Origin of the sequence: Pseudomonas prosekii, assembly GCF_900105155.1 — a bacterium.
Lineage (GTDB): Bacteria > Pseudomonadota > Gammaproteobacteria > Pseudomonadales > Pseudomonadaceae > Aquipseudomonas > Aquipseudomonas prosekii.
The window spans coordinates 773804-796944 of record NZ_LT629762.1 but is presented as its reverse complement, the minus strand read 5'-3'; the positions used below and the strand labels follow the sequence as shown (position 1 = coordinate 796944).

Sequence of the window (23141 nt, the reverse complement as noted above, 5' to 3'; positions counted from 1 at the left end):
CCCGAGCCGCCGGCTTCTGAGCTTTTCCAACACAGTTAGTGGAGAGATCACCTTGGTAGAGTACGTAGTTTCCCTCGATAAGCTCGGCGTCCATGATGTAGAGCACGTAGGGGGCAAGAACGCATCCCTGGGCGAGATGATCAGTAACCTCGCAGGTGCCGGTGTATCGGTGCCGGGTGGCTTCGCCACGACAGCTCAGGCTTATCGTGATTTTCTCGAACTGAGCGGCCTCAACGATCAGATCCACGCCGCGCTCGACGCCCTGGACGTCGACGACGTCAATGCCCTGGCCAAAACTGGCGCGCAAATCCGCCAATGGATCATGGAAGCCGAATTTCCCGAGAAGCTCAACGCCGAGATCCGCACCGCGTTCGCCACGCTGTCGGCCGGCAACCCTGACATGGCCGTGGCCGTGCGTTCTTCGGCGACTGCCGAAGACTTGCCGGACGCCTCTTTCGCCGGTCAGCAAGAAACCTTCCTTAATATCCGTGGCGTCGAAAACGTCATTCGCGCCGCCAAAGAGGTGTTCGCGTCCCTCTTCAACGATCGCGCGATTTCCTACCGCGTCCACCAGGGCTTCGACCACAAGCTGGTCGCCCTGTCGGCTGGCGTGCAGCGCATGGTTCGCTCCGAAACCGGCACTGCTGGCGTAATGTTTACCCTCGATACCGAATCCGGTTTCCGTGACGTGGTGTTCATCACCGGCGCCTACGGCCTGGGCGAAACCGTGGTTCAAGGCGCGGTCAACCCGGACGAATTCTACGTTCACAAGCAAACCCTTGAAGCCGGTCGCCCAGCGATCCTGCGCCGCAACCTCGGCAGCAAGGCAATCAAGATGATCTACGGCGAAGTCGCCACGGCCGGCAAGTCGGTGAAGACCATCGACGTCGACAAGGCGGATCGCGCCCGTTTCTGCCTGACCGACGCCGAAGTCAGCGAACTGGCCAAACAAGCGATGATCATCGAAAAGCACTACAAGTGCCCGATGGACATCGAATGGGCGAAGGACGGCGACGACGGCAAGCTCTACATCGTGCAGGCGCGTCCTGAAACCGTGAAAAGCCGCACCCAGGCCAACGTCATGGAACGTTACCTGTTGAAAGAAACCGGCACCGTGCTGGTTGAAGGTCGCGCCATCGGCCAGCGCATTGGCGCCGGCAAGGTCCGCATCATCAAGGACGTGTCCGAAATGGACAAAGTCCAGCCGGGCGACGTACTGGTTTCCGACATGACCGACCCGGATTGGGAACCGGTCATGAAGCGCGCCAGCGCCATCGTCACCAACCGTGGCGGGCGTACCTGCCACGCGGCGATCATCGCTCGCGAGCTGGGCATCCCGGCCGTGGTCGGTTGCGGCAACGCTACCCAACTGTTGAAAGACGGCCAGGGCGTCACCGTTTCCTGCGCTGAAGGCGACACCGGTTACATCTTCGAAGGCGAGCTGGGCTTCGACATCAAGAAAAACTCCGTGGACGCCATGCCTGATCTGCCGTTCAAGATCATGATGAACGTCGGCAACCCGGACCGCGCTTTCGACTTCGCGCAACTGCCGAACGCCGGCGTGGGCCTGGCTCGCCTCGAGTTCATCATCAACCGCATGATCGGCGTGCACCCGAAAGCGCTGCTGAATTACGACGGTCTGCCGCAGGACATCAAGGACAGCGTCGACAAGCGCATCGCCGGTTACGACGATCCGGTCGGCTTCTATGTGGACAAACTGGTCGAAGGCATCAGCACCCTGGCCGCCGCGTTTACCCCGAAAAAAGTCATCGTGCGTCTGTCGGACTTCAAGTCCAACGAATACGCGAACCTGATCGGCGGCAAGCTCTACGAGCCGGAAGAAGAAAACCCGATGCTGGGCTTCCGTGGCGCTTCGCGTTACATCAGCGAATCGTTCCGCGACTGCTTCGAACTCGAATGCCGTGCGCTCAAGCGTGTGCGCAACGAGATGGGCCTGACCAACGTCGAAATCATGGTGCCGTTCGTCCGTACTCTGGGCGAAGCCAGCCAGGTGATCGATCTGCTCGCCGAAAACGGCTTGGCGCGGGGCGAAAACGGTCTGCGCATCATCATGATGTGCGAACTGCCGTCCAACGCGATCCTGGCTGAAGAATTCCTCGAATTCTTCGACGGTTTCTCCATCGGCTCCAACGACCTGACTCAGCTGACGCTCGGTCTGGACCGCGACTCCGGGATCATCGCGCACTTGTTCGACGAGCGTAATCCGGCGGTGAAGAAGCTGTTGGCCAACGCGATTCAGGCGTGCAACAAGGCCGGCAAGTACATCGGCATCTGCGGTCAGGGCCCTTCGGACCACCCGGACCTGGCCAAATGGCTGATGGAGCAGGGCATCGAAAGCGTTTCGTTGAACCCCGATTCCGTTCTGGAAACCTGGTTCTTCCTGGCTGAAGGGCCAAGCGTCGGCCTGATGGGTATGTGAGAGGGCTGCGCGCTGTGGGAGCAAGGCTTGCCCGCGATGGCGAATTCAAAATCGCTATCGCCAGCAAGCTGTGCTCCCACAGGCTGTAGTCGTTTTCTGAGATTGAAGTAGGGCGGGCTCCTCTGGAAGCCGCCCTTTTTTGTGCAAGAGCATTATGCAAAGCAGCAGCAACCTATTTCCTGTCGCCCTGATCAGCGCCGAGCGGCGCGGCGATCTGAGCGAAGACGTGTATCGATTGAAACCCGCCAACAGCCCCGACGGCACCGTCGAGATTGCCGTCACTCGCCTGGGCCTGGCGGACAGCAGCGAGGCACGCGGCGTGCCGGTGATCTTGCTGCACGGCAGTTTTTCCAACCGCCGATTCTGGTTTTCGCCCAAAGGCCTCGGTCTGGGCGCCTACCTGACGCGCCTCGGCTTCGATGTGTGGATCCCGGAAATGCGCGGCCACGGCTTGTCCCAGCGCAACCACGACTACCGCAAAAACCGCGTCGCCGATTACGCTCGCTACGACTTGCCGGCGATTGGCGAATTCGTCCGCGAGCAAAGTGGCCAGGTCCCGCACTGGATCGGTCATTCGCTGGGCGGCATCACGTTGGCGGCCGCGTTGGGTGGCCAGTACATCGGCGAGCCCATCGTCGCCTCGGCAGCGTTCTTCGGTACGCAGGTCAGCCGCACGTATTGGCCGCTGAAGATTCCGCCGCTGGAGTGGAGCGGGCGGTTTATCCTCAAGCGTTTCGCGCAACTGTCCGGCTCCCGCCTGAAGCGCGGCCCCGAAGACGAGCCGATTGGCCTGGCGCTGGAAAGCATGCGCTGGTACGGGTTGTTCGGGCGTTTCGGCGATGCTGACAAGGATTGGTGGGCCGGTCTGGCCGAAGTGCAATTGCCGGTGTTGGCGGTGAGCGCGGCGGGGGATCATCAGGACCCGGCGTGGGCCTGTCGCAAACTCTTTGATCAACTGGGCTCCGAGCACAAGCAGTTCATCAATCTGGGGCGCGAGCAGGGTTTCAGCGACAATTTCGGCCACGTCGAAATGCTCGTGAGCAAAGCGGCGCACAGCGAAGTCTGGCCATTGGTGGCGCGCTGGTTGGGCGATCAACAAACTCCGTTGCTGGCGCAAAAGCCGAATCTGGCTACGGCGAGCTGAGGCCGAGGCTCTGAAAAGGGCATTTCGCTCTGATCGGCTTGCGGCTAAGATATGACGCGTTACGCTTTTCTGGTCACTTTGCGACATCCTCGATTGTCCTTTTTACAGGAGTTTCTCGATGAACCACTACATCACGCCTGACCTGTGCGACGCCTATCCGGAACTGGTGCAGGTGCTGGAACCGATGTTCAGCAATTTCGGCGGCCGCGATTCCTTTGGCGGCGAGATCGTGACCATCAAATGTTTCGAAGACAACTCGCGGGTCAAAGAGCAAGTCGAGCTTCAAGGTGACGGCAAAGTGCTGGTGGTCGACGGTGGCGGTTCGCTGCGTCATGCGTTGCTCGGTGACATGCTCGCCGAGAAAGCGTCGAAGAACGGTTGGGCAGGGCTGGTGATTTACGGCTGCATCCGCGATGTCGATATCCTCGCGCAGACCGACTTGGGCGTGCAGGCCCTCGCCAGCCACCCGCGCAAGTCCGACCGACGCGGGCTCGGCGATCTCAACGTACCAGTGACCTTCGCCGGCGTGACGTTCCATCCCGGCCACTACATTTACGCGGACAACAACGGCGTGATCATCTCGCCAAGCCCGCTGCAAATGCCTGAATAAAGCTGAATAAAAGCAACGGCGCGACTTTTCGCGGCAAGCATGGAGTAAGGATGTTCGAGGAAGACAACGCGCAGTGGGGGCTGGTGCATGCCCTGGTGCTGGATGGCAGAGGCGGTGCGCGTTCGATAGCCCGGACTGAACTCGATGACTTGCAGCTGCAGGCGCATGAAAGTCTGTGGCTGCACTGGGATCGCAGTCATCCGCAAACCCAGACCTGGCTGCGCAAATCCAGCGGCCTCAGCGAATTCAGCTGCGATCTGTTGCTCGAAGAAAATACCCGTCCGCGACTCTTACAGCTTTCCGACAGCGAACTGCTGCTATTTTTGCGTGGGGTGAACCTGAACCCCGGCGCAGAGCCCGAAGACATGGTTTCGGTGCGTATTTTCGGCTCGGCGCAGCGGGTTATTTCCCTGCGTTTGCGGCCATTGCGCGCCACTGATGAGCTACTGGTGCAACTGGGTGACGGCAAAGGGCCGAAAACCGCGTCCGAACTCATCCTTTATATGGCGCAGAACCTGACGAACAAAGTGCAGGATCTGGTCTCTTGCCTCTCGGAAGTGGTCGATGAGGAAGAAGAAAAATTGGATGCCGACGAACGGTATACACCCGAGCATGGCGCCATTTTGCAGATCCGTCGCAGGGCTGCCGGACTGAAACGATTCCTCGCGCCGCAACGGGAAATCTTCGGCCAACTGACGCGGATAAAACTGCCGTGGTTTGTCGATGATGACGGTGATTACTGGAACGAACTGAACAACAGCCTGACCCGTTATCTCGAAGAGCTGGAATTGACGAGGGAGCGGGTGGGGTTGGTCCTCGAGGCTGAAGACCGGCGTTTGAGCGTGCGTATGAACCGCACGATGTACCGCTTCGGGATCATCACCGGGATCTTTTTGCCGATGAGTTTTCTCGCTGGTTTGCTCGGCATCAACGTGGGCGGCATTCCGTTTTCCGACAGCCCTTATGGCTTCCTGATTGCATGCCTGATGATGGTCTCGGTGGCGCTTGGTCAGTGGTGGTTATTCCGACGTTTGCGGTGGGTGTGAAGATGACTCATGTGACCCGGCCAAATTTGATCGCGTCTTTCACAGACATCACGAGAGGTGCGTATGCACGATCCGTTTGAACAGTCTTTGCGTGACATGCTCAAGGCATCTCCGTCCACTCGGGACGATGATGCGTGCCTTGGCCGTGTCCTGAAAACCGCCAACCGCCAGGTCGGCGCCGGCGATCTGTTCAGCCTGCTGGGCCGCTGGTTGCCCGCGCTGATGATTGCCTTGAACAATGGCTCGGCGCATGTCTCGCCGGTCTCCCGCCACCGTAAATCTACCGCTAGCGCTGCTGATAAGGCTGATTGAATATGGAACTTGATCTCTGGACTCAGAGCCTCGTCACCGCAATGACTGCGTTGTGGACAAAAATCGCGAATTTTATTCCGAACCTGTTCGGCGCGCTGGTTGTCCTACTGTTGGGTTTTGTCGTGGCCAAGCTTTTGGACACGTTGCTCTCCAAATTGCTCGCCAAACTGGGCCTTGATCGCCTGATGGGCGGCACCGGTTTGACCAAGCTGCTGTCCCGCGCCGGGCTGCAGGTTCCGATCTCGACATTGATCGGAAAGATCGTTTACTGGTTTGTTTTGCTGATTTTTCTGGTTTCTGCCGCAGAATCGCTTGGACTTGAGCGAGTTTCAGCTACGCTGGACATGCTTGCGCTGTATTTGCCGAAAGTATTTGGCGCCGCGCTGGTGTTGCTGGTAGGTGTGTTGCTCGCGCAATTGGCCAATGGCCTGGTGCGCGGGGCTGCTGAAGGGGTAGGGCTTGATTATGCCTCCGGCCTGGGACGAATCGCTCAGGGCCTGGTCATAATCATCAGTATTTCGGTGGCAATCAGTCAGTTGGAGGTCAAGACTGACCTGTTGAACCACGTGATTGTGATTGTTTTGATTACCGTTGGTCTGGCTGTTGCGCTGGCCATGGGGTTGGGAAGCCGGGAAATTGCCGGTCAGATTCTTGCGGGAATCTATGTGCGTGAGTTGTATGCGGTTGGGCAACAAGTGCGTGTTGGCGAGGTCGAAGGCCAGATCGAAGAGATCGGCACGGTTAAAACCACATTGCTGACTGAGGAGGGTGAGCTAGTCTCTCTCTCCAATCGGATCCTGCTGGAACAGCATGTGAGTAGCCGCTAATCCGGCAAACCCTGCTAATGTATGCCGCCGCTGAATGCCCTCACAGGGCTGCGGCGGACATTGACCTGACTGTCGGCCCGACTTGTTTTGAATAAAGCTCAATCGCTCTCTACGCGCTACGACCCCCGCGAGCTCTCTGATGAGGAGTTGGTCGCGCGCTCGCACACCGAGCTGTTTCACGTAACGCGCGCCTATGAAGAACTGATGCGGCGTTACCAACGAACATTATTTAACGTTTGTGCACGATATCTTGGGAACGATCGCGACGCAGACGATGTCTGTCAGGAAGTGATGTTGAAGGTGCTGTACGGCTTGAAGAACTTCGAGGGGAAATCGAAGTTCAAGACATGGCTCTACAGCATCACGTACAACGAATGCATCACGCAGTATCGAAAAGAACGGCGAAAGCGTCGCTTGATGGACGCTTTGAGTCTGGACCCCCTCGAGGAAGCGTCTGAAGAAAAGGCGCCAGCACCCGAGGACAAGGCCGGACTTGATCGCTGGTTGGTGTATGTGAACCCGATCGACCGCGAGATTCTGGTGCTACGATTTGTCGCAGAGCTGGAGTTTCAGGAGATCGCAGACATCATGCACATGGGCTTGAGTGCGACAAAAATGCGTTACAAACGTGCTCTAGATAAATTACGTGAGAAATTTGCGGGCGTGGCTGAAACTTAGTTCAGCGCAAATATCTCTTACGTGTAGGCAAGTTCTGATAGACTTGCCGCCGAGTTGTCCCCCGGTTTGCGGGACTGCTTCACAATCACCAGATGGGGATTTAACGGATGAAACTGAAAAACACCTTGGGCTTGGCCATTGGTTCTCTTATTGCTGCCACTTCGTTCGGCGCTCTGGCACAAGGCCAAGGCGCAGTTGAAATCGAAGGCTTCGCTAAGAAAGAACAATTCGACAGCGCTCGTAACTTCAAGAACAACGGCAACCTCTTCGGCGGTTCGATCGGTTACTTCCTGACCGACGACGTTGAACTGCGTCTGGGCTATGACGAAGTGCACAACGTACGTGCAGATGATGGCAAGAACGTTAAAGGCGCTAACACCGCTCTGGACGCTCTGTACCACTTCAACAACCCAGGTGACATGCTGCGTCCTTACGTCTCTGCCGGTTTCTCGGACCAGAGCATCGACCAGAATGGCAGCAACGGCCGCAACCGTTCCACCTTCGCCAACGTTGGCGGCGGTGCCAAGCTGTACTTCACTGACAACTTCTACGCCCGTGCAGGCGTTGAAGCTCAGTACAACATCGACCAAGGCGACACCGAGTGGGCTCCAAGCGTCGGTATCGGTGTGAACTTCGGTGGCGGCTCCAAGCCTGCTGCTGCTCCAGTTCCAGCACCAGCTGAAGTCTGCTCCGACAGCGACAACGATGGCGTTTGCGACAACGTTGACAAGTGCCCGGACACCCCAGCCAACGTAACTGTTGACGCTGATGGCTGCCCAGCAGTTGCTGAAGTTGTACGTGTTGAGCTGGACGTGAAATTCGACTTCGACAAGTCGGTAGTTAAGCCTAACAGCTACGGCGACATCAAAAACCTCGCTGATTTCATGAAACAGTACCCATCCACCACCACTACTGTTGAAGGTCACACTGACTCCGTCGGTCCTGACGCTTACAACCAGAAACTGTCCGAGCGTCGTGCAAACGCCGTTAAGCAAGTTCTGACCAACCAGTACGGTGTTGAATCGTCCCGCGTTCAGTCTGTTGGCTACGGCGAATCCCGCCCAGTTGCTGACAACAAAACTGACGCTGGCCGCGCTGTAAACCGTCGCGTAGAAGCGCAGGTTGAAGCTCAAGCTAAGTAATTAGCTGCCGCTCAGGAAAAGCCCGGCTCAGGCCGGGCTTTTCTTTGTCTGCGATTTGGGAAAGTTGCTCTAGATCAGACTGATTCAGGCTGTTTGCTCGGAACTCATCGCGGGCAAGCCATGCTCCCACGGGGAGGAAGTCTTGCAGGCTGCTACTGCACCGATCACCAGAATAGCCGGGCTCTTCAGCGCGAAGCTGTAGGCGTCGTCCTCCATGTTTGTCAGAACACTCCGGCATTCGCGCTGATGCGGCAGGGAGGCGTTCTCGATCATCGCCACCGGCGTGTCCATGGCCATGCCACCCGCCAATAGTTGTTCGCGGATCTCGCTCAACTTCGCTACGCCCATGTAAATCACCAACGTCGTGCCACTTTGCGCCAAGGCCTGCCAGTTCAGACTGCTGTCGTCCTGCGTGTGCGCGGTCAACAGCGTTACGCCGCGCGCCACACCGCGCAGGGTCAGCGGAATCGCACACTGCGTTGCGCCTGCCAGGCCAGCGGTAATGCCATTGACCAGCTCGACGTCGACCCCGCGCTCGCGCAGCCACTGCGCCTCTTCACCGCCACGCCCGAAAATGCATGGATCGCCACCCTTGAGCCGCACCACGCACTTGCCGTGGTGGGCATAACGCAGCATTAGCCGATGAATAAACGCCTGAGGCGTGGAGCGACAGCCGCCGCGTTTGCCCACCGCAATAATCCGCGCAGCCGGGCAATGTTCGAGCACAGCCTCGTTGACCAGGTCGTCGATCAACACCACGTCGGCCTCTCTCAAGGCTCGAACCGCTTTCAGGGTCAGCAATTCCGGATCGCCGGGGCCCGCACCCACCAGCCAGACTTTTGCGCTCATAGTGTTTTCCTCACGAGATAACGGCGAATGACTGGGGCTGCGATCAGTACGCAGCGCTCAGCCATGCAAAAACAGGAACAACAGCAACAGATTCGCCACCAGCGACCCCAGCGCCAACGTCCGCCAGACCTTCAGCGGTTCGCGCTCCAGCAACGGCTTGGGCCGCACGCTCAAACTGCGTCGCTCACCCTGTTCCAGCAGCAACAACCACTCTTCAGCGGTTTCGAAACGCTGCTGCGGATCCACCGCGACGCCGCGCTCCAGGCTGGTCACCAGCCATTCCGGGACATCGGGACGATAACGACTGGCGCTCACCGGCGCGCCGAAACGCGGGCGCTGGAACGCCTCGATTTCGCCGTAGGGGTAGTGGCCGGTCAGCAGAAAAAACAGGGTCACGCCCACCGCGTACAGATCCTGTTGCGCAGTCGGCGCTTCGCCGCGAAAGGCTTCTGGCGCGATGTAACTCGGTGTGCCGGGCAAAGCACTGGGCTGGTCTTCGGAGAGACCGGGGCAATAGGCGAGGCCGAAATCCAGCAGACGCAACTCGCCGTCATCGCCCAACAGCAGGTTTTCCGGTTTGATGTCGCGGTGCAGGATTTGCCGACGATGCAGCATGCCGACCGCACGCAGCAGGCGTTCGGCCAGTTCGCGCCACTGTGCCAGCGGCAAAGGCCCGGCTTGCCGGTGCAACTCGGCGAGGTTCTGCCCGGAGTATTCGCGCATCACGTAGTACAAATGCTGACGCTGAGTGGCGGCATGGACTTGCGGGAAATGTTGCCCGGCAACGCGTTTTAGAAACCATTCTTCCGAAAGCAGCGCTTGCCCGGCGAGGTGATCGTCGTGCCAGTGCGCGGGCAAGGTTTTCAGCAGCCAAGGCTGGTGCTGCGCGTCGCGCACTCGATACAGCAGCGACTGCTGGCTCTGGCCGAGGAGGCCCTCGACTTGCCAGCCTTCAAAAGTCTGGCCCGGTTTCAGCGCCGGTGGCAGCGGCCATTGCTGCAAATGAATCAGCGCATCGCCGATGTTGGTTTCGCCGAGGGCATCGATCCGCACCAGCAGGGCGCTGGCGTTGTCCTGGCTGCCGGCCAGGTGCGCGGCGTTGACCAGCGTTTGCGCGGCGCTGTCGAGGTTCGGTTGATCGCGCAGAATGGCCGCAATCGCGGTGTCGCCGAGCACTGCCCAGACGCCATCACTGAGCAGCACAAATGTCTCGTCGAGGCGTAACTCGCCGTCAAGGAAATCCAGCACCAGATGTTGATCCAGCCCCAGCGCGCGTTTGAGGACGTGCTGCATGCCTTGCTGGTCCCAGACGTGATCTTCACTGATCCGCTGCAACTGATCGGCGTGCCAGCGATAGACTCGGCAATCGCCTACATGCGCGAGGGTAAAACGCCTGCCGCGCATGACCAGAGCGCTGACCGTGGTCAGCAGCGGTTGCCCGCCGCCATTGGCCAGTAACCAGCGATTTTGCGCCGAGAGCAAACGCTCCATTGCCTGCGCGACGCCCCAGGTTTGCGGCGTGGCGTAATAGTCCAGCGCCAACGCCTGCAAGGTCGAACGCGCGGCGAGCCCGCCATCGGCGCATTGGCTGACGCCGTCGGCAATCGCGAACAAATAACCCTTGCTCGCGGCCAGCGCCGGGGCCGGGGTGACCAGGCGCAGCGCGTCCTGATTCTCCTCGCGCGGGCCGATGGCGCTGGCTTCGGCGAAACTCAGTTGCAGGCTCATTCAGGTTTCAGACCCGCGCCGCCGTGACTGCTGCCGAACCCCAAGTGGTCCTCCAGCGCCGTTTTACCCCGTGCAAACCAAACCAGGCGAGCACGCCAAGGCTGGCGAACAACCACAGGGCCATTTGATAGCTGCCGGTGCTTTGCTTGATCGCGCCCATGCCGGCGGCGAGGGCAAAACCGCCGATGCCGCCGGCCATGCCGATCAGCCCGGTCATCACGCCGATTTCGCGGCGGAAACGTTGCGGCACCAACTGGAAAACCGCGCCATTACCGGCGCCCAGGCCGAGCATGGTGCAGACGAAAAGTGCCAGTGCGGCGTAGGAACTTGGCAGGTTGAAACCGACCGCTGCAATGCAAATCGCCGCCACCGTGTACATCCCCAGCAACGTGCGAATGCCGCCGAAACGATCCGCCAGCGCGCCGCCCAATGGCCGCATCAAGCTCCCGCCGAACACGCACGCCGCCGTGTAGTAACCGGCGGCGACCGGGCTGAGACCATATTGGTCGTTGAAGTAGCCGGGCAGGGCGCTGGCCAGACCGATGAAACCGCCGAAGGTCACGCTGTAGAAAAACATGAACCACCAGCTGTCACGATCGCCGAGGGCTTTTAGGTAGTCGGCCATGGACTTGGCTTTCGGCCGTTGCGGGGCGTTTTTCGCCAGCCAGGTGAAGACGAACAGGGTCAGGATCAGCGGAATCAACGCGAAGCCGAACACATTGCTCCAGCCGAACGAGGCCGCCAGTACCGGCGCGATCAACGCGGCGAGGACGGTGCCCGAGTTGCCGGCGCCGGCGATGCCCAGCGCTTTGCCCTGATGCTGCGGCGGATACCATTGCGAGGCCAACGGCAGGGCGACGGCGAACGAGGCGCCGGCCATACCGAGGAACAGGCCCAGCACCAGCGCCTGTTCGTAGCTGTGGATCCCGAGTTTCCAGGCGCCGAACAGTGCGCAGATGACAATTACCTGACCAATGATTCCGGCGGTTTTTGGCGACAGGCGATCAGCCAGCAGGCCCATGGCGAAGCGCAGCACGGCGCCGGCGAGGATCGGCGTAGCGACGACCATGCCGCGTTGCTGGGTAGTCAATTGCAGGTCGGTAGCGATTTGCACCGCCAGCGGCCCGAGCAGGTACCAGACCATGAAACTCAGGTCGAAATAGAGGAATGCCGCGAACAAAGTCGGGGTATGGCCGGATTTCCAGAAGCTTGAATTCATCGCGCACCTCAGCTGTAGGGAGTCTCGAGAAGGAGTCATGAGCTTGCAGGTGGGGCGCCGCCACGGCCGCACCACCGGCCCCGTCATTCGGGGCCAAAACAAAAAAACGCCGCCACCGAATCCGCCATGGGCGAACGAGGTGAGCGACGTCTTTGTCGTAGGTGGGGCAACCGCCGTTGGTTACCTGTGGTGATTACTTAGCGAGAACTGTGCCAACAGCCAGTTTCTGTAATTGTCGAGATTCCCTGTGGCAAACCCCCTCACCACCGGGCTTCAGCCGAGCAACTCACTCATCGCAATAATCTGTTCCGCGACTTGAATCAGCTTCTGCTGGCGGCTCATCGCTTGGCGGCGCATCAGCGTGTAGGCCGCTTCCTCGTTGCAGTCCTTCATTTTCATCAGCAGCCCCTTGGCCAGCTCGATGCGCTTGCGTTCGGCCAGTTGCTGATCCCGCGCATGCAACTGCGCGCGCAACGCCTGATCGCTCTCAAATCGCGCCATCGCCACATCGAGAATTGGCTGCAAACGCTGCGCGTGAATGCCTTCGACGATATAGGCGCTGACGCCCGATTTGATCGCCTGGCGCATCACGTCGGGGTCGTGCTCGTCGGTAAACATCACAATCGGTCGTGGCTGATCGCGGCTGACCAGCACCACTTGTTCCATGACATCGCGGCTCGGTGACTCGGTATCGATCAAAATCACGTCCGGGCGCACCGTTTCGACGCGCGCGGGCAAGTCGATGGTCAGGCCCGATTCGTCGATCACCTCGAAACCAGCCTCAGTCAGCGCCGCTTTCAATCGCCCGACTTTCTTTGCGGTGTCGTTGATCAGGAGGATTCGCAACATATTCGCAGTCTCCTGTCAGCGGCTGGCGAGAAGGGGCGAGCTGTCGCTCATGGCGTGCAGTTTGAAGCTGCGCGCGTAACCGGCCGGGTCCGAACCGTCCCAGACCTTGCCGTCGTTCAACTGACTGCTGCGCATGTGCTCGTCCGGCGTGGCGATGCCCAGCGCCGTCGCGGCCTCACGGTACACATCCAGTTGCTGGACCTTGCGCGCCACGCCGAGGTAATCCGGGTCGTCGCGCAGCAAACCCCAGCGGCGGAACTGGGTCATGAACCACATGCCGTCCGACAGATACGGCAGATTCACCGCGCCGCCGCCATGGAAACGCACGGCGTGCGGGTCTTGCCAGCGATTGCCCAAGCCATCGGCGTAATCGCCGAGCAGCCGCGGCTCGATGCAATCCACCGGCGCGTCGAGGTATTCGGGGGCACTTAACAGCTGCGCGGTGCTGCGACGATTCTCGGTGCTTTGTTCGATGAAACGGCTCGCTTCGAGAATCGCCATTACCAGTGCCCGCGCAGTGTTGGGGTATTGCTCGACGAAGGCGCGGCTGCAACCGAGGACTTTTTCCGGGTGATCGGGCCAGATGGTCTGGGTCGTTGCCATGGTGAACCCGAGGTTCTGTTTCACCGCGCTGGCGCTCCACGGTTCGCCGACGCAAAACCCGTCGATCCGCCCAGCCTGCAAGTGCGCGACCATTTGTGGCGGCGGCACCACCACGCTGTCGACATCGTGCAAGGGATGAATGCCCTGGCTCGCGAGCCAGTAATACAGCCACATCGCGTGAGTGCCTGTCGGAAAAGTCTGAGCGAAGGTCAGTTTCGCGCGAGTTTGGTGCACGTGCCGGTCGAGTGCTTCAGGACTGGTCACCCCGAGCGCCTGCAAACCGTGGGACAGATTGATGCTCTGGCCATTCTGGTTCAGGCCCATGAGCACCGCCATGTCGGTCGGCGCTACGCCGCCGATGCCCAGATGCACGGCGTAGATCAGTCCATAAAGGCTGTGCGCGGCGTCGAGTTCGCCGCTGACCAGTTTGTCGCGCAGGTTGGCCCACGACGATTGGCGCTTGAGGTTGATGGTCAAGCCATACGGTTGGGCGAAGCCCTGAGTGGCGGCGACCACCACCGAGGCGCAGTCGCTCAGGGCCATGAATCCTACGTTGATCGCGGACTTTTCCGGGGCATCGCTGCCATTGACCCAGGCCAGCGGGCCCGCTGTGGTTTGATTCATCGGGTGTCCACCGTGCATAAAAAAGCGCCGTTCCCGATGACTGCCGAGCAGAACCGGGTGACGACGCCATTGTCTTTTGACTCCTGCCGCCATTGGCAGGAGCGCTGATGTCATGAGCTGATAGCAATGAGAGTGCAAGGCATATGCCAGTGAGTTGATTTGCCTGTGCGCCTCGCTTGCGACCACGTTGCCCGGCTATAATCGCCGCCTCATTTCGCCGCCATTCGAGTCAAACCCGCCCATGTACACCCTGGCCCGTCAGCTGTTGTTCAAACTTTCCCCGGAAACCTCCCACGATCTGTCTCTGGACCTGATCGGCGCGGGCGGGCGTTTGGGCCTCAACGGCTTGCTGTGCAAGGCCCCGGCAAACGTGCCGGTGAAGGTCATGGGCCTTGATTTCCCCAACCCGGTGGGTCTGGCGGCCGGTCTGGACAAGAACGGCGCGGCCATCGATGGTTTTGCCCAGTTGGGTTTTGGTTTCGTCGAAATCGGCACGATCACCCCGCGTCCGCAGCCGGGCAATCCGAAACCACGGATTTTCCGTTTGCCGCAAGCCGAGGCGATCATCAACCGCATGGGCTTCAACAACCTCGGCGTCGATCACTTGCTAGCCCGCGTTGCGGCAGCCAAGTACAAAGGCGTGCTCGGGATCAATATCGGCAAAAACTTCGACACGCCGGTCGAGCGTGCGGTCGAGGATTACCTGATCTGCCTCGACAAGGTCTACGCGCATGCGAGTTACGTGACGGTCAACGTCAGTTCGCCGAACACCCCGGGCCTGCGCAGCCTGCAGTTCGGTGATTCGCTCAAGCAATTGCTCGCCGACCTCGCGCAACGTCGTGCCGAACTGGCGTTGCGCCACGGCAAACATGTGCCGCTGGCGATCAAGATTGCTCCGGACATGACCGATGAAGAGACCGCGCAAGTGGCCCAGGCGTTGATCGAAACCGGCATGGACGCGGTGATCGCCACCAACACCACGCTGAGCCGGGTTGGCGTCGAAGGGCTGGAGCATGGCGAAGAGGCGGGCGGCTTGTCCGGTGCGCCGGTTCGCGAGAAAAGCACCAATACGGTCAAGGTCTTGGCCGGTGAACTGGCCGGGCGTTTGCCGATTATTGCGGTGGGCGGGATTACCGAGGGCAAGCACGCGGCTGAGAAAATCGCTGCGGGCGCGAGTCTGGTGCAGATCTACTCCGGCTTCATCTACAAAGGTCCGGCGCTGATTCGCGAATCGGTCGATGCCATCGCTGCTATTCGCTGATATCCCTCGTCCATGTACATGTAGCAGCTGCCGAGCCTGCGAGGCTGCGTTCGGCGGCGAAGCCGTCGTAAACCCTGCGTGTGCGGGTGTGTCTGCAAGACCGGGGTGTCTGATTTCACGACTGCTTCGCAGCCGAACGCAGCCTCGCGGGCTCGGCAGCTGCTACAAAGGATGGCGATGTTTTTGGAATAAAAAGGGCACCTCGAAGGTGCCCTTGGGCCGGAGCCCGCCGTCCGGATGGGACGTGCGTGGTTAATGTGTTACGTAATCGGATTGTTGTGTTGCAGTGTCAGGCCCTTTGTTAGCCAACGGCGTGAAGTTCGTTGAGTCTGTGGATTCCCGCAGTGCCGGTCATACCGTCCCAGTTGTCGCCGCGTCCTTCTCGCCAGCCGTTAATCCAGGCTTGGCGTACCGACGGTAGAGTAAATGGGCAAAGCTCACGGGATTTGCCACCAACGCCATATTGATATCCGCGCAAAAATGCTCTTTCCAACGGATCACGCTTAAGTCTTCTCATAGGGTGTTGCCCTCACTTGTTGACTGTATTCATCGCGTCGACCTCAATTGAGGTCTGGCAGAAAAATTCTGCCGTTGGCGGCTCGCTGCCGGCGTCGCGAGCCAAGTTGTTGACGTCGTTGCGGCGTCAACCTGTGTTGAGTTCTAACCAATGCGTCACATCGAGGGAATGATCGTTTTGTCATAAGGACGTAACCGGAAAGATGCTATGGCCATAAGTAACACGATGTATGACGCGTGTTTATTGGCCAAACCCCGGTATGATCAGCTCCGCGCTGTATGACGGGTTTAATCCCTTAGTGAGAATGACCCACGTTTACGCTGCGGTATTATTCGACGAAGGGTCGCTTTATGACTTTTTGTTGCTGCGACTTTTTTATCTGCCCTGGCATCTAAGCTCCTTTAACCCGAGCAGCCAGGGTGGGACGGCACACCTTCGTGCCACGCGGGCGCTCTTTTAGAAAAGCGCCTGATTGAAAACCGGACCGGCAATGCGTTGCCGGCCCACTTAGCCAAAGGCTCTGAAATTCCAATGTCCGATCAATTCGAAATCTTCCTCACTTGCCCTAAAGGCCTCGAAGGCCTGCTCATCGAGGAAGCCGTCGGGCTTGGCCTTGAAGAAGCGCGCGAACACACCTCGGCCGTGCGCGGCTTGGCCACCATGGAAACCGCATATCGTCTGTGCCTGTGGTCGCGTCTGGCGAACCGGGTGCTGCTGGTGCTCAAGCGTTTCCAGATGAAGGACGCCGAAGACCTCTACCACGGCGTGCTCGACATCGAGTGGCAAGACCACATGCTCAACGACGGCACCCTGGCCGTTGAATTCAGCGGCCACGGTTCGGGCATCGACAACACGCACTTCGGCGCGCTGAAAGTCAAAGACGCCATCGTCGACAAACTGCGCACCCCGCAAGGCGACCGTCCGTCCATCGACAAGCTCAACCCGGACCTGCGCATTCACCTGCGTCTGGACCGTGGCGAAGCGATTCTCTCGCTCGACCTCTCCGGCCACAGCCTGCACCAGCGCGGCTATCGCTTGCAGCAGGGCGCGGCACCGTTGAAAGAAAACCTCGCCGCAGCGATTTTGATCCGCTCCGGCTGGCCACGCATTGCCGCCGAGGGTGGCGCGCTTGCTGACCCGATGTGCGGTGTCGGTACGTTCCTCGTCGAAGCCGCAATGATCGCCGCCGATATGGCGCCGAACCTGCGCCGCGAGCAATGGGGTTTCACCGCTTGGCTGGGTCATGTCCCGGCGCTGTGGAAGAAGCTTCACGAAGAAGCCACCGAGCGTTGCGCAGCAGGTCTGGCCAAGCCACCGCTGTGGATTCGCGGTTATGAAGCGGATCCGCGCCTGATTCAACCGGGCCGCAACAACGTCGAGCGCGCCGGCCTCAGCGAATGGATCAAGATTTATCAGGGCGAAGTCGGCACTTTCGAGCCGCGCCCGGACCAGAACCAGAAAGGCCTGGTGATCTGCAACCCGCCGTACGGCGAACGTCTGGGTGACGAGGCGAGCTTGCTCTATCTCTACCAGAACCTCGGCGAACGTCTGCGTCAGGCTTGCCTGAACTGGGAAGCCGCGGTGTTCACCGGTGCTCCGGACCTCGGCAAGCGCATGGGCATTCGCAGCCACAAACAGTATTCGTTCTGGAACGGCGCGTTGCCGTGCAAATTGCTCCTGATCAAGGTCACGCCGGACCAGTTCGTCACCGGCGAGCGCCGCACCCCGGAGCAACGTCAGGTCGAGCGCGAGCAGGCTGAAGTCGAAGTCGCCGACAACGATGTGGCGCCGGGCAAGTACGAGAAGTACAACAAGAACGGCAACCCGATCAAACCGGCTCCGGTGGTGATCGAGCAACCGCGCTTGAGCGAAGGCGGGCAGATGTTTGCCAACCGCTTGCAGAAAAATCTCAAGGCCTTGGGCAAGTGGGTCAAGCGCGAAGGCATCGATTGCTACCGCGTCTACGATGCCGACATGCCGGAGTATTCGATGGCCATCGACCTGTATCAGGATTGGGTCCACGTCCAGGAATACGCCGCGCCGAAGTCCATCGACCCGGAAAAAGCCTCGGCGCGCATGTTCGATGCCCTGGCGGCGATTCCGCAGGCCTTGAACATCGACAAGAGCCGCGTGGTGGTCAAGCGTCGCGAGCGTCAGAGCGGCACCAAGCAATACGAACGTCAGGCTGCGCAGGGCAAGTTCGTCGAGGTCAACGAAGGTGGCGTGAAGCTGCTGGTCAACCTCACCGACTACCTCGACACCGGGCTGTTCCTCGACCACCGGCCAATGCGCATGCGCATCCAGAAAGAGGCGGCTGGCAAGCGCTTCCTCAATCTGTATTGCTACACGGCGACCGCCAGCGTGCACGCAGCCAAGGGCGGCGCGCGCAGCACCACCAGCGTCGATCTGTCGAAAACCTACCTCGATTGGGCACGGCGCAACCTGTCGTTGAACGGTTTCTCCGACAAGAACCGTCTGGAGCAGAGCGACGTGATGGTCTGGCTGGACGCCTGCCGTGAGGAGTTCGACCTGATCTTCATCGATCCGCCGACCTTCTCCAATTCCAAGCGCATGGAAGGCATCTTCGACGTGCAGCGCGATCAGGTGCAACTGATCGACCTGGCCATGGCGCGTCTGGCGCCGGGCGGCGTGTTGTACTTCTCCAACAACTTCCGCAAGTTCGTGCTGGAGGAGAATCTGACCCAGCGTTACGCGGTCGAGGAAATCACCCCGCAGACCGTCGATCCGGACTTTGCCCGTAACGGCAAGATCCACCGCGCCTGGAAAATCACGGCCCGCTGACACCTCAGGGCATTTGGATCCACAGAGCCTTGATTTTCAAAGGCTCTTGGCTCCTCGCCGAGCTAGCCAAATTAGTGGCTAATAGCTATAACTCAACCACGGCCAATGGGCTTTTCCGGCACCAGGCGTTTTGAGTTGTGTTCTATGTCGTTGCACGCCGTGCGCCCCAAGATCCTGGGTTTTATCAGCGAAGATGTCTCGGCCTGGCTGGTCGCGTCGCTGGTATTGCTCGCTGGCGGGATTCTCACGGGATTGCTGGCGTGGGGCACGCTGAATCTGTTTCACCATCAATTGCGGCAACGCTTCCAACTGCTGGCCAGTGAGCGTTACAGCCGTATCGAAGAACGTTTCGAAGATCAGGAGCAGCGCCTCGACGGGCTGCGCCGGTTCTTTGCCAATTCCGGATCGGTGTCCCGCGCCGAATTCGACGGCTACACCGAACCCTTGTTGCATCGCACCCAAGCGTACTCGTTTGCCGAGCGCGTCAGCCGCGAAGAGCGCCCAGCGTTTGAGCGCGAAGTGCGTGGCCAGGGTTTTGCCGACTTTTCCATTCGTGAATTGAAGGCATCGGGCGAACTGCAACTGGCCGGCGACCGCGATGAATACGTGGCGGTGCTGTACAGCCAGACGCTGAGTCGGCTCGGTTCGCCGCTCGGCTACGATTTGCTCGCGCAACCCTTGCGCCGCGCGACCCTCGAACGCGCAGCCCAGTCGGGGCGCATGGCGGTGTCGCAACCGATGCATCTGGTCAGCGTTGAACCGGCCTATGCGCGCGGCGTGCTGCTGGTGGCGCCGGTGCAGCGTGAGCAAAACCCGGTCGGTTCGACTCAGCCATTCGGCTATGTGATGGCGGTGATCAGCATGCGCCAGTTGCTCGCCGAGGGGCTGCCGGACGCCGGTTATGACTATCTGACGGTGCGCATTCTCGACTTGTCGACCGACGATCAGCACGAGGTGTTGTACGAATCTTCGAACACCCCGGCCGAAAGCAGTTTGTTCGCCAGTCGTCTGCTGCGCATGGCCGATCACGATTACCAAGTGGATATTCAGCCCAGCGAGGCATTTTTGCAGGCGAATCATTCGTCGGTCACCAGCCTGGTGGTGCTTGGCGGTTTGCTCAGTGTGTTGCTCAGTGCGCTGCTGTACGTGTTGGTCAGTCAGCGGCAACGCGCGCTGACCCTGGTCGAGCAGCGCACCGAGGAACTTCGCGCCCGTGAGGAGGAATTGCGCGGCACGCATGGCCAGTTGCGCGGGGTGCTCAACGCGGCGACGCAAGTGGCGATCATCGCTACCGATCTGCGCGGCGTCATCAGCACCTTCAATGCCGGCGCCGAGCAGATGCTCGGTTATGCAGCGGCCGAAGTGGTCGGGCACATGACCCTGGAGAGCCTGCACTTTCCCCGTGAGCTGGTCGCGCGTTCGGCGGAATTGAGCGCGCGTTACGGCAAGCTGATTCCGACCTGCCAGGCGATGCTGGTCGAGGGCGGCGAGGAGGGCGGTCATCAGGCGCGCGAATGGACGCTGGTGCGCAAGGATGGCAGTCATCTGGCGGTAAACATGCTGGCGACGCCGGTGCTGGACGAGCAGGGGCTGTGGGTCGGGCACTTGGCGATCTGCATCGACATCACCGAGCGCAAGCGTGTCTACGAAGCCTTGGCGGCGCGAGATCTGCTGCTGAAGAAACTCAGCGCGCATGTGCCGGGCGGCATCTATCAATTCAAAATGGAGTTCGACGGGCGCTTCAGCGTGATTTATGCGAGTGATGGCATCCGCGAGATCTATGAGCTCGATCCGGATGTGTTGCTGTTGAATGCCGAGGCGATTTTCTCGCGGATTCATCCGCAGGACTCAAGCCGCGTGCGCGCGTCGATCCGCGCCTCGGCGCAAACCGTCAGTCCGTGGCGCGAGGAATATCGCGTGCAACTGCCGCAGCGTGGTTTGCGCTGGGTGCGCGGCGAGGCCACCCCGGAAGAATTGCCCGGCGGCGGCGTGCTGTGGCATGGCTATATTTCCGACATTTCCGATCTGAAGCGGGTGGAAGAAGAATTGCGCGCGCTGTCGGTCACCGATTCGCTGACCGGCATTCACAATCGGCGCTATTTCCAGGAACGCCTGACCACCGAAATGGCCCGGGTCGAGCGCGGCGGCGGCGAGTTGTCGGTGATCATGCTCGATATTGACCATTTCAAACGCATCAACGACCAGCATGGCCACGCCGTCGGCGACCGAGTGTTGCAAGCGGTCTGCGAACGCATCGGCCATCGCCTGCGCCGCACTGATGTGTTCTGCCGTTTGGGCGGCGAAGAGTTCATGGTGCTGTGCCCGGACATCGACGGCGAACACGCGCATGTGCTGGCATTGCAGCTGTGGCAGGCGTTGCGCAGCTCGCCGATTGACGGCGTCGGCACCGTCACCGCGAGTTTCGGCATCGCCAGTTGGCGCGCCGGCGAAGGCGCCGATTCATTGCTGCTGCGCGCCGATTCCGGGGTATACGCCGCAAAACAAGCGGGCCGCGACCGGGTAGAAGCACAGCCAGGCTGACCCAAGCCTCGGTAACTCCCCAGATTTTATGCCCCAACCCAAATCCCCTGTGGGAGCCGAGCTTGCTCGCGAAAGCGGTGTGTCAGCCACCATTCAAGTCGACTGACCCACCGCCATCGCGAGCAAGCTCGGCTCCCACAGGGATTTGTGGTTGGTCAGGGAAATCGTGTTCAACCCACAACCCTGTAGGAGCTGAGCTTGCTCGCGAAAGCGGTAAGTCAGCCAACAAATTAATCAACTGACCCACCGCCATCGCGAGCAAGCTCAACTCCTACAGGGATTTGTGGTTGGTCGGGGAATTTGTGTTCACCGCAGGTGCAGGGATTTGTGGTGGGGCAGAGAATTTGTGCTCAACCCACATCCCTGTGGGAGCCGAGCTTGCTCGCGATAGCGGTGTATCAGCCAACATTTAAGTCGACTGCCACACCGCCATCGCGAGCAAGCTCAGCCCCAACAGGATTTGTGTGCTTTACAGCACCGAAGCCGTGGCTGGTACTTTTGGCTGGCGATACAGATCAAGCAGCACTTGGTCCAGTACCGACGACGCGCCAAACGGGGCTTTGTCGTTGAGGATAGCCACCACCGCCCAGGTGTTGCCGTTGACATCGCGGCTGTAGCCGGAGATCGCGCGGACGGTGTTCAGGGTGCCGGTCTTGATGTGCGCTTCGCCGCGCATTGCCGTGGTTTTCAGGCGTTTGCGCATGGTGCCGTCGGTGCCGGCGATCGGCATCGAGCTGATGAACTCGGCGGCATATGGGCTGCGCCACGCGGCTTGCAGCATGCCGGCCATTTCACGTGCGCTGACGCGTTCGGCGCGGGACAGGCCGGAGCCGTTCTCCATCACCAGGTGCGGCGCGGTGATGCCTTTCTGCGCCAGCCATTGACGGACCACACGCTGAGCAGCCTTGGCATCGTCACCGTCGGCGTCATTGCGGAAGCGCTGGCCGAGGCTCAAAAACAGCTGCTGCGCCATGGTGTTGTTGCTGTACTTGTTGATGTCACGAATGATTTCCGCCAGATCCGGCGAAAACGCCCGCGCCAACACTTTTGCGTCTTTCGGCGTCGGCGCCAAACGGTCGCGGCCCTGAATGCTGCCGCCCAGTTCTTTCCAGATCGCCCGCACGGCGCCCGCGGTGTAAGTCGCGTGATCGAGCAGCGACAGGTAAGTCTGCGAACTGCAGCCTTCTCCCAACTGCCCGCCCACCGTCACGTTGACGCTGCCATCCGGTTGGGTCACCGGGTTGTAGCGCACGCCGCCGGTGCATTGTTTGGAGGTGATCGCCTTGACCTGATTGTCGATGCGCACGCTGGCAATCGGCGGCTCCACCGACACCAGCACTTTGCCGTTGTCGTTGCGCGCAACAAAACGCAGGGCTTTGAGGTTGACCATCAGCGAATCGGGTTTGACCAGGAACGGCTTGTTCTCGTCATTACCGTCGTCATTGAATTGCGGCAATTGCGGTTGCATGAAGAAGCCGCGATCCAGCACCAGATCGCCAGTAATCTGCGTTACGCCGTTGGCGCGCAGGTCGCGCATCAGCAGCCAGAGTTTTTCCATGTTCAGCTTCGGATCGCCGCCACCCTTGAGGTAGAGGTTGCCGTTGAGAATGCCGCCGCTGAGCGTGCCGTCGGTGTAAAACTCGGTTTTCCACTGATGGTTGGGGCCAAGCATTTCCAGCGCGGCGTAAGTGGTGACCAGTTTCATGGTCGATGCCGGGTTGACCGAAACGTCCGCGTTGAAAATCGTCGGCGTGCCCGGGCCGTTGAGCGGAATCATCACCAGCGACAGGGCGTTGTCCTGCAATTTGCTGGCCTTGAGGGCTTTTTCAACATTGGGAGACAGTGCGGTATTGATCGGGGCGGCAGAAACCGGGAGCGCCAGGGGCAGAAGAAGACTGGCAAAAAACAGTGGACGCAAAGATTTGATCATATGAAGTAAAACCCTGCAG

General features: G+C 60.0%; 18 protein-coding genes. 11 read left to right on the top strand and 7 right to left on the bottom strand.

What is annotated here, in order from left to right:
- Positions 1 to 52 precede the first annotated feature (52 nt).
- From ppsA to BLU01_RS03580, 8 genes are all read left to right on the top strand, one after another.
- A complete protein-coding gene (ppsA, locus tag BLU01_RS03615; protein ID WP_092270948.1) occupies positions 53 to 2440 on the top strand; it encodes a phosphoenolpyruvate synthase in 2388 nt (795 codons plus the stop codon).
- Positions 2441 to 2594: 154 nt separating this feature from the next.
- Positions 2595 to 3584, top strand: coding sequence for an alpha/beta fold hydrolase (locus BLU01_RS03610; RefSeq protein WP_092270945.1), 990 nt, complete (start codon positions 2595 to 2597; stop codon positions 3582 to 3584).
- Positions 3585 to 3702: 118 nt separating this feature from the next.
- The gene (gene rraA / locus BLU01_RS03605) at positions 3703 to 4194 is read left to right on the top strand and encodes a ribonuclease E activity regulator RraA (protein WP_092270942.1); all 492 of its coding nucleotides are present in this window, start codon (positions 3703 to 3705) and stop codon (positions 4192 to 4194) included.
- A 50-nt stretch (positions 4195 to 4244) separates the two neighbouring features.
- Positions 4245 to 5240: a zinc transporter ZntB gene (locus BLU01_RS03600; RefSeq protein WP_092270938.1), complete on the top strand. Its 996-nt coding sequence runs from the start codon at positions 4245 to 4247 to the stop codon at positions 5238 to 5240.
- Positions 5241 to 5303: 63 nt separating this feature from the next.
- Positions 5304 to 5552, top strand: a complete 249-nt coding sequence (locus BLU01_RS03595) for a CrfX protein (RefSeq protein ID WP_092270935.1) — start codon at positions 5304 to 5306, stop codon at positions 5550 to 5552.
- A gap of 2 nt (positions 5553 to 5554) precedes the next feature.
- Positions 5555 to 6379, top strand: a complete 825-nt coding sequence (locus tag BLU01_RS03590) for a mechanosensitive ion channel family protein (protein WP_092270932.1) — start codon at positions 5555 to 5557, stop codon at positions 6377 to 6379.
- Between the two features lie 87 nt (positions 6380 to 6466).
- The gene (sigX, locus tag BLU01_RS03585; protein ID WP_092270928.1) at positions 6467 to 7057 is read left to right on the top strand and encodes an RNA polymerase sigma factor SigX; all 591 of its coding nucleotides are present in this window, start codon (positions 6467 to 6469) and stop codon (positions 7055 to 7057) included.
- Between the two features lie 107 nt (positions 7058 to 7164).
- Positions 7165 to 8199, top strand: coding sequence for an OmpA family protein (locus BLU01_RS03580; RefSeq protein WP_092270924.1), 1035 nt, complete (start codon positions 7165 to 7167; stop codon positions 8197 to 8199).
- Positions 8200 to 8283: 84 nt separating this feature from the next.
- On the opposite strand, the gene cobA is transcribed toward BLU01_RS03580, so the two are convergent.
- From cobA to BLU01_RS03555, 5 genes are all read right to left on the bottom strand, one after another.
- Positions 8284 to 9048: a uroporphyrinogen-III C-methyltransferase gene (gene cobA, locus BLU01_RS03575; RefSeq protein ID WP_092270921.1), complete on the bottom strand. Its 765-nt coding sequence runs from the start codon at positions 9046 to 9048 to the stop codon at positions 8284 to 8286.
- Positions 9049 to 9105: 57 nt separating this feature from the next.
- Complete coding sequence (locus tag BLU01_RS03570; protein ID WP_092270918.1) at positions 9106 to 10776, bottom strand: bifunctional protein-serine/threonine kinase/phosphatase; 1671 nt, start codon at positions 10774 to 10776, stop codon at positions 9106 to 9108.
- Between the two features lie 7 nt (positions 10777 to 10783).
- Positions 10784 to 11995, bottom strand: a complete 1212-nt coding sequence (locus tag BLU01_RS03565; RefSeq protein WP_092270915.1) for a nitrate/nitrite transporter — start codon at positions 11993 to 11995, stop codon at positions 10784 to 10786.
- Between the two features lie 273 nt (positions 11996 to 12268).
- Positions 12269 to 12844, bottom strand: a complete 576-nt coding sequence (locus tag BLU01_RS03560) for an ANTAR domain-containing response regulator (protein ID WP_092270912.1) — start codon at positions 12842 to 12844, stop codon at positions 12269 to 12271.
- 15 nt (positions 12845 to 12859) lie between these two features.
- Positions 12860 to 14071, bottom strand: coding sequence for a CmpA/NrtA family ABC transporter substrate-binding protein (locus tag BLU01_RS03555; protein WP_092270909.1), 1212 nt, complete (start codon positions 14069 to 14071; stop codon positions 12860 to 12862).
- 241 nt (positions 14072 to 14312) lie between these two features.
- On the opposite strand from BLU01_RS03555, the gene BLU01_RS03550 reads away from it, so the two are divergent.
- On the top strand, positions 14313 to 15332 hold the full coding sequence (locus BLU01_RS03550) for a quinone-dependent dihydroorotate dehydrogenase (protein WP_092281454.1): 1020 nt from the start codon (positions 14313 to 14315) through the stop codon (positions 15330 to 15332).
- A 301-nt stretch (positions 15333 to 15633) separates the two neighbouring features.
- Here the strand turns inward: BLU01_RS03550 and rmf are convergent, their stop codons facing one another.
- Positions 15634 to 15849, bottom strand: coding sequence for a ribosome modulation factor (gene rmf / locus BLU01_RS03545; RefSeq protein ID WP_003223300.1), 216 nt, complete (start codon positions 15847 to 15849; stop codon positions 15634 to 15636).
- Positions 15850 to 16380: 531 nt separating this feature from the next.
- Here rmf and rlmKL point away from each other — a divergent pair.
- Positions 16381 to 18651, top strand: a complete 2271-nt coding sequence (rlmKL, locus tag BLU01_RS03540) for a bifunctional 23S rRNA (guanine(2069)-N(7))-methyltransferase RlmK/23S rRNA (guanine(2445)-N(2))-methyltransferase RlmL (RefSeq protein WP_092270906.1) — start codon at positions 16381 to 16383, stop codon at positions 18649 to 18651.
- Between the two features lie 144 nt (positions 18652 to 18795).
- Positions 18796 to 21192 carry a sensor domain-containing diguanylate cyclase gene (locus BLU01_RS03535; RefSeq protein WP_092270903.1) on the top strand — a complete coding sequence of 799 codons (2397 nt, stop codon included), beginning with the start codon at positions 18796 to 18798 and terminating at the stop codon, positions 21190 to 21192.
- Positions 21193 to 21661: 469 nt separating this feature from the next.
- Here the strand turns inward: BLU01_RS03535 and dacB are convergent, their stop codons facing one another.
- Positions 21662 to 23122: a D-alanyl-D-alanine carboxypeptidase/D-alanyl-D-alanine endopeptidase gene (gene dacB, locus BLU01_RS03530; protein WP_092270900.1), complete on the bottom strand. Its 1461-nt coding sequence runs from the start codon at positions 23120 to 23122 to the stop codon at positions 21662 to 21664.
- Positions 23123 to 23141 lie beyond the last annotated feature (19 nt).

What these genes read in the sequence shown, in the direction of transcription:
- BLU01_RS03560 (WP_092270912.1), bottom strand. Translation starts at nt 12,844, where the DNA reads ATGTTGCGAATCCTCCTGATCAACGACACCGCAAAGAAAGTCGGGCGA.
- rmf (WP_003223300.1), bottom strand. Translation starts at nt 15,849, where the DNA reads ATGAGAAGACTTAAGCGTGATCCGTTGGAAAGAGCATTTTTGCGCGGA.
- rraA (WP_092270942.1), top strand. Translation starts at nt 3,703, where the DNA reads ATGAACCACTACATCACGCCTGACCTGTGCGACGCCTATCCGGAACTG.
- rlmKL (WP_092270906.1), top strand. Translation starts at nt 16,381, where the DNA reads ATGTCCGATCAATTCGAAATCTTCCTCACTTGCCCTAAAGGCCTCGAA.
- BLU01_RS03590 (WP_092270932.1), top strand. Translation starts at nt 5,555, where the DNA reads ATGGAACTTGATCTCTGGACTCAGAGCCTCGTCACCGCAATGACTGCG.
- BLU01_RS03550 (WP_092281454.1), top strand. Translation starts at nt 14,313, where the DNA reads ATGTACACCCTGGCCCGTCAGCTGTTGTTCAAACTTTCCCCGGAAACC.
- BLU01_RS03565 (WP_092270915.1), bottom strand. Translation starts at nt 11,995, where the DNA reads ATGAATTCAAGCTTCTGGAAATCCGGCCATACCCCGACTTTGTTCGCG.
- BLU01_RS03580 (WP_092270924.1), top strand. Translation starts at nt 7,165, where the DNA reads ATGAAACTGAAAAACACCTTGGGCTTGGCCATTGGTTCTCTTATTGCT.
- BLU01_RS03595 (WP_092270935.1), top strand. Translation starts at nt 5,304, where the DNA reads ATGCACGATCCGTTTGAACAGTCTTTGCGTGACATGCTCAAGGCATCT.
- BLU01_RS03555 (WP_092270909.1), bottom strand. Translation starts at nt 14,071, where the DNA reads ATGAATCAAACCACAGCGGGCCCGCTGGCCTGGGTCAATGGCAGCGAT.
- BLU01_RS03535 (WP_092270903.1), top strand. Translation starts at nt 18,796, where the DNA reads ATGTCGTTGCACGCCGTGCGCCCCAAGATCCTGGGTTTTATCAGCGAA.
- BLU01_RS03610 (WP_092270945.1), top strand. Translation starts at nt 2,595, where the DNA reads ATGCAAAGCAGCAGCAACCTATTTCCTGTCGCCCTGATCAGCGCCGAG.
- cobA (WP_092270921.1), bottom strand. Translation starts at nt 9,048, where the DNA reads ATGAGCGCAAAAGTCTGGCTGGTGGGTGCGGGCCCCGGCGATCCGGAA.
- dacB (WP_092270900.1), bottom strand. Translation starts at nt 23,122, where the DNA reads ATGATCAAATCTTTGCGTCCACTGTTTTTTGCCAGTCTTCTTCTGCCC.
- BLU01_RS03570 (WP_092270918.1), bottom strand. Translation starts at nt 10,776, where the DNA reads ATGAGCCTGCAACTGAGTTTCGCCGAAGCCAGCGCCATCGGCCCGCGC.
- BLU01_RS03600 (WP_092270938.1), top strand. Translation starts at nt 4,245, where the DNA reads ATGTTCGAGGAAGACAACGCGCAGTGGGGGCTGGTGCATGCCCTGGTG.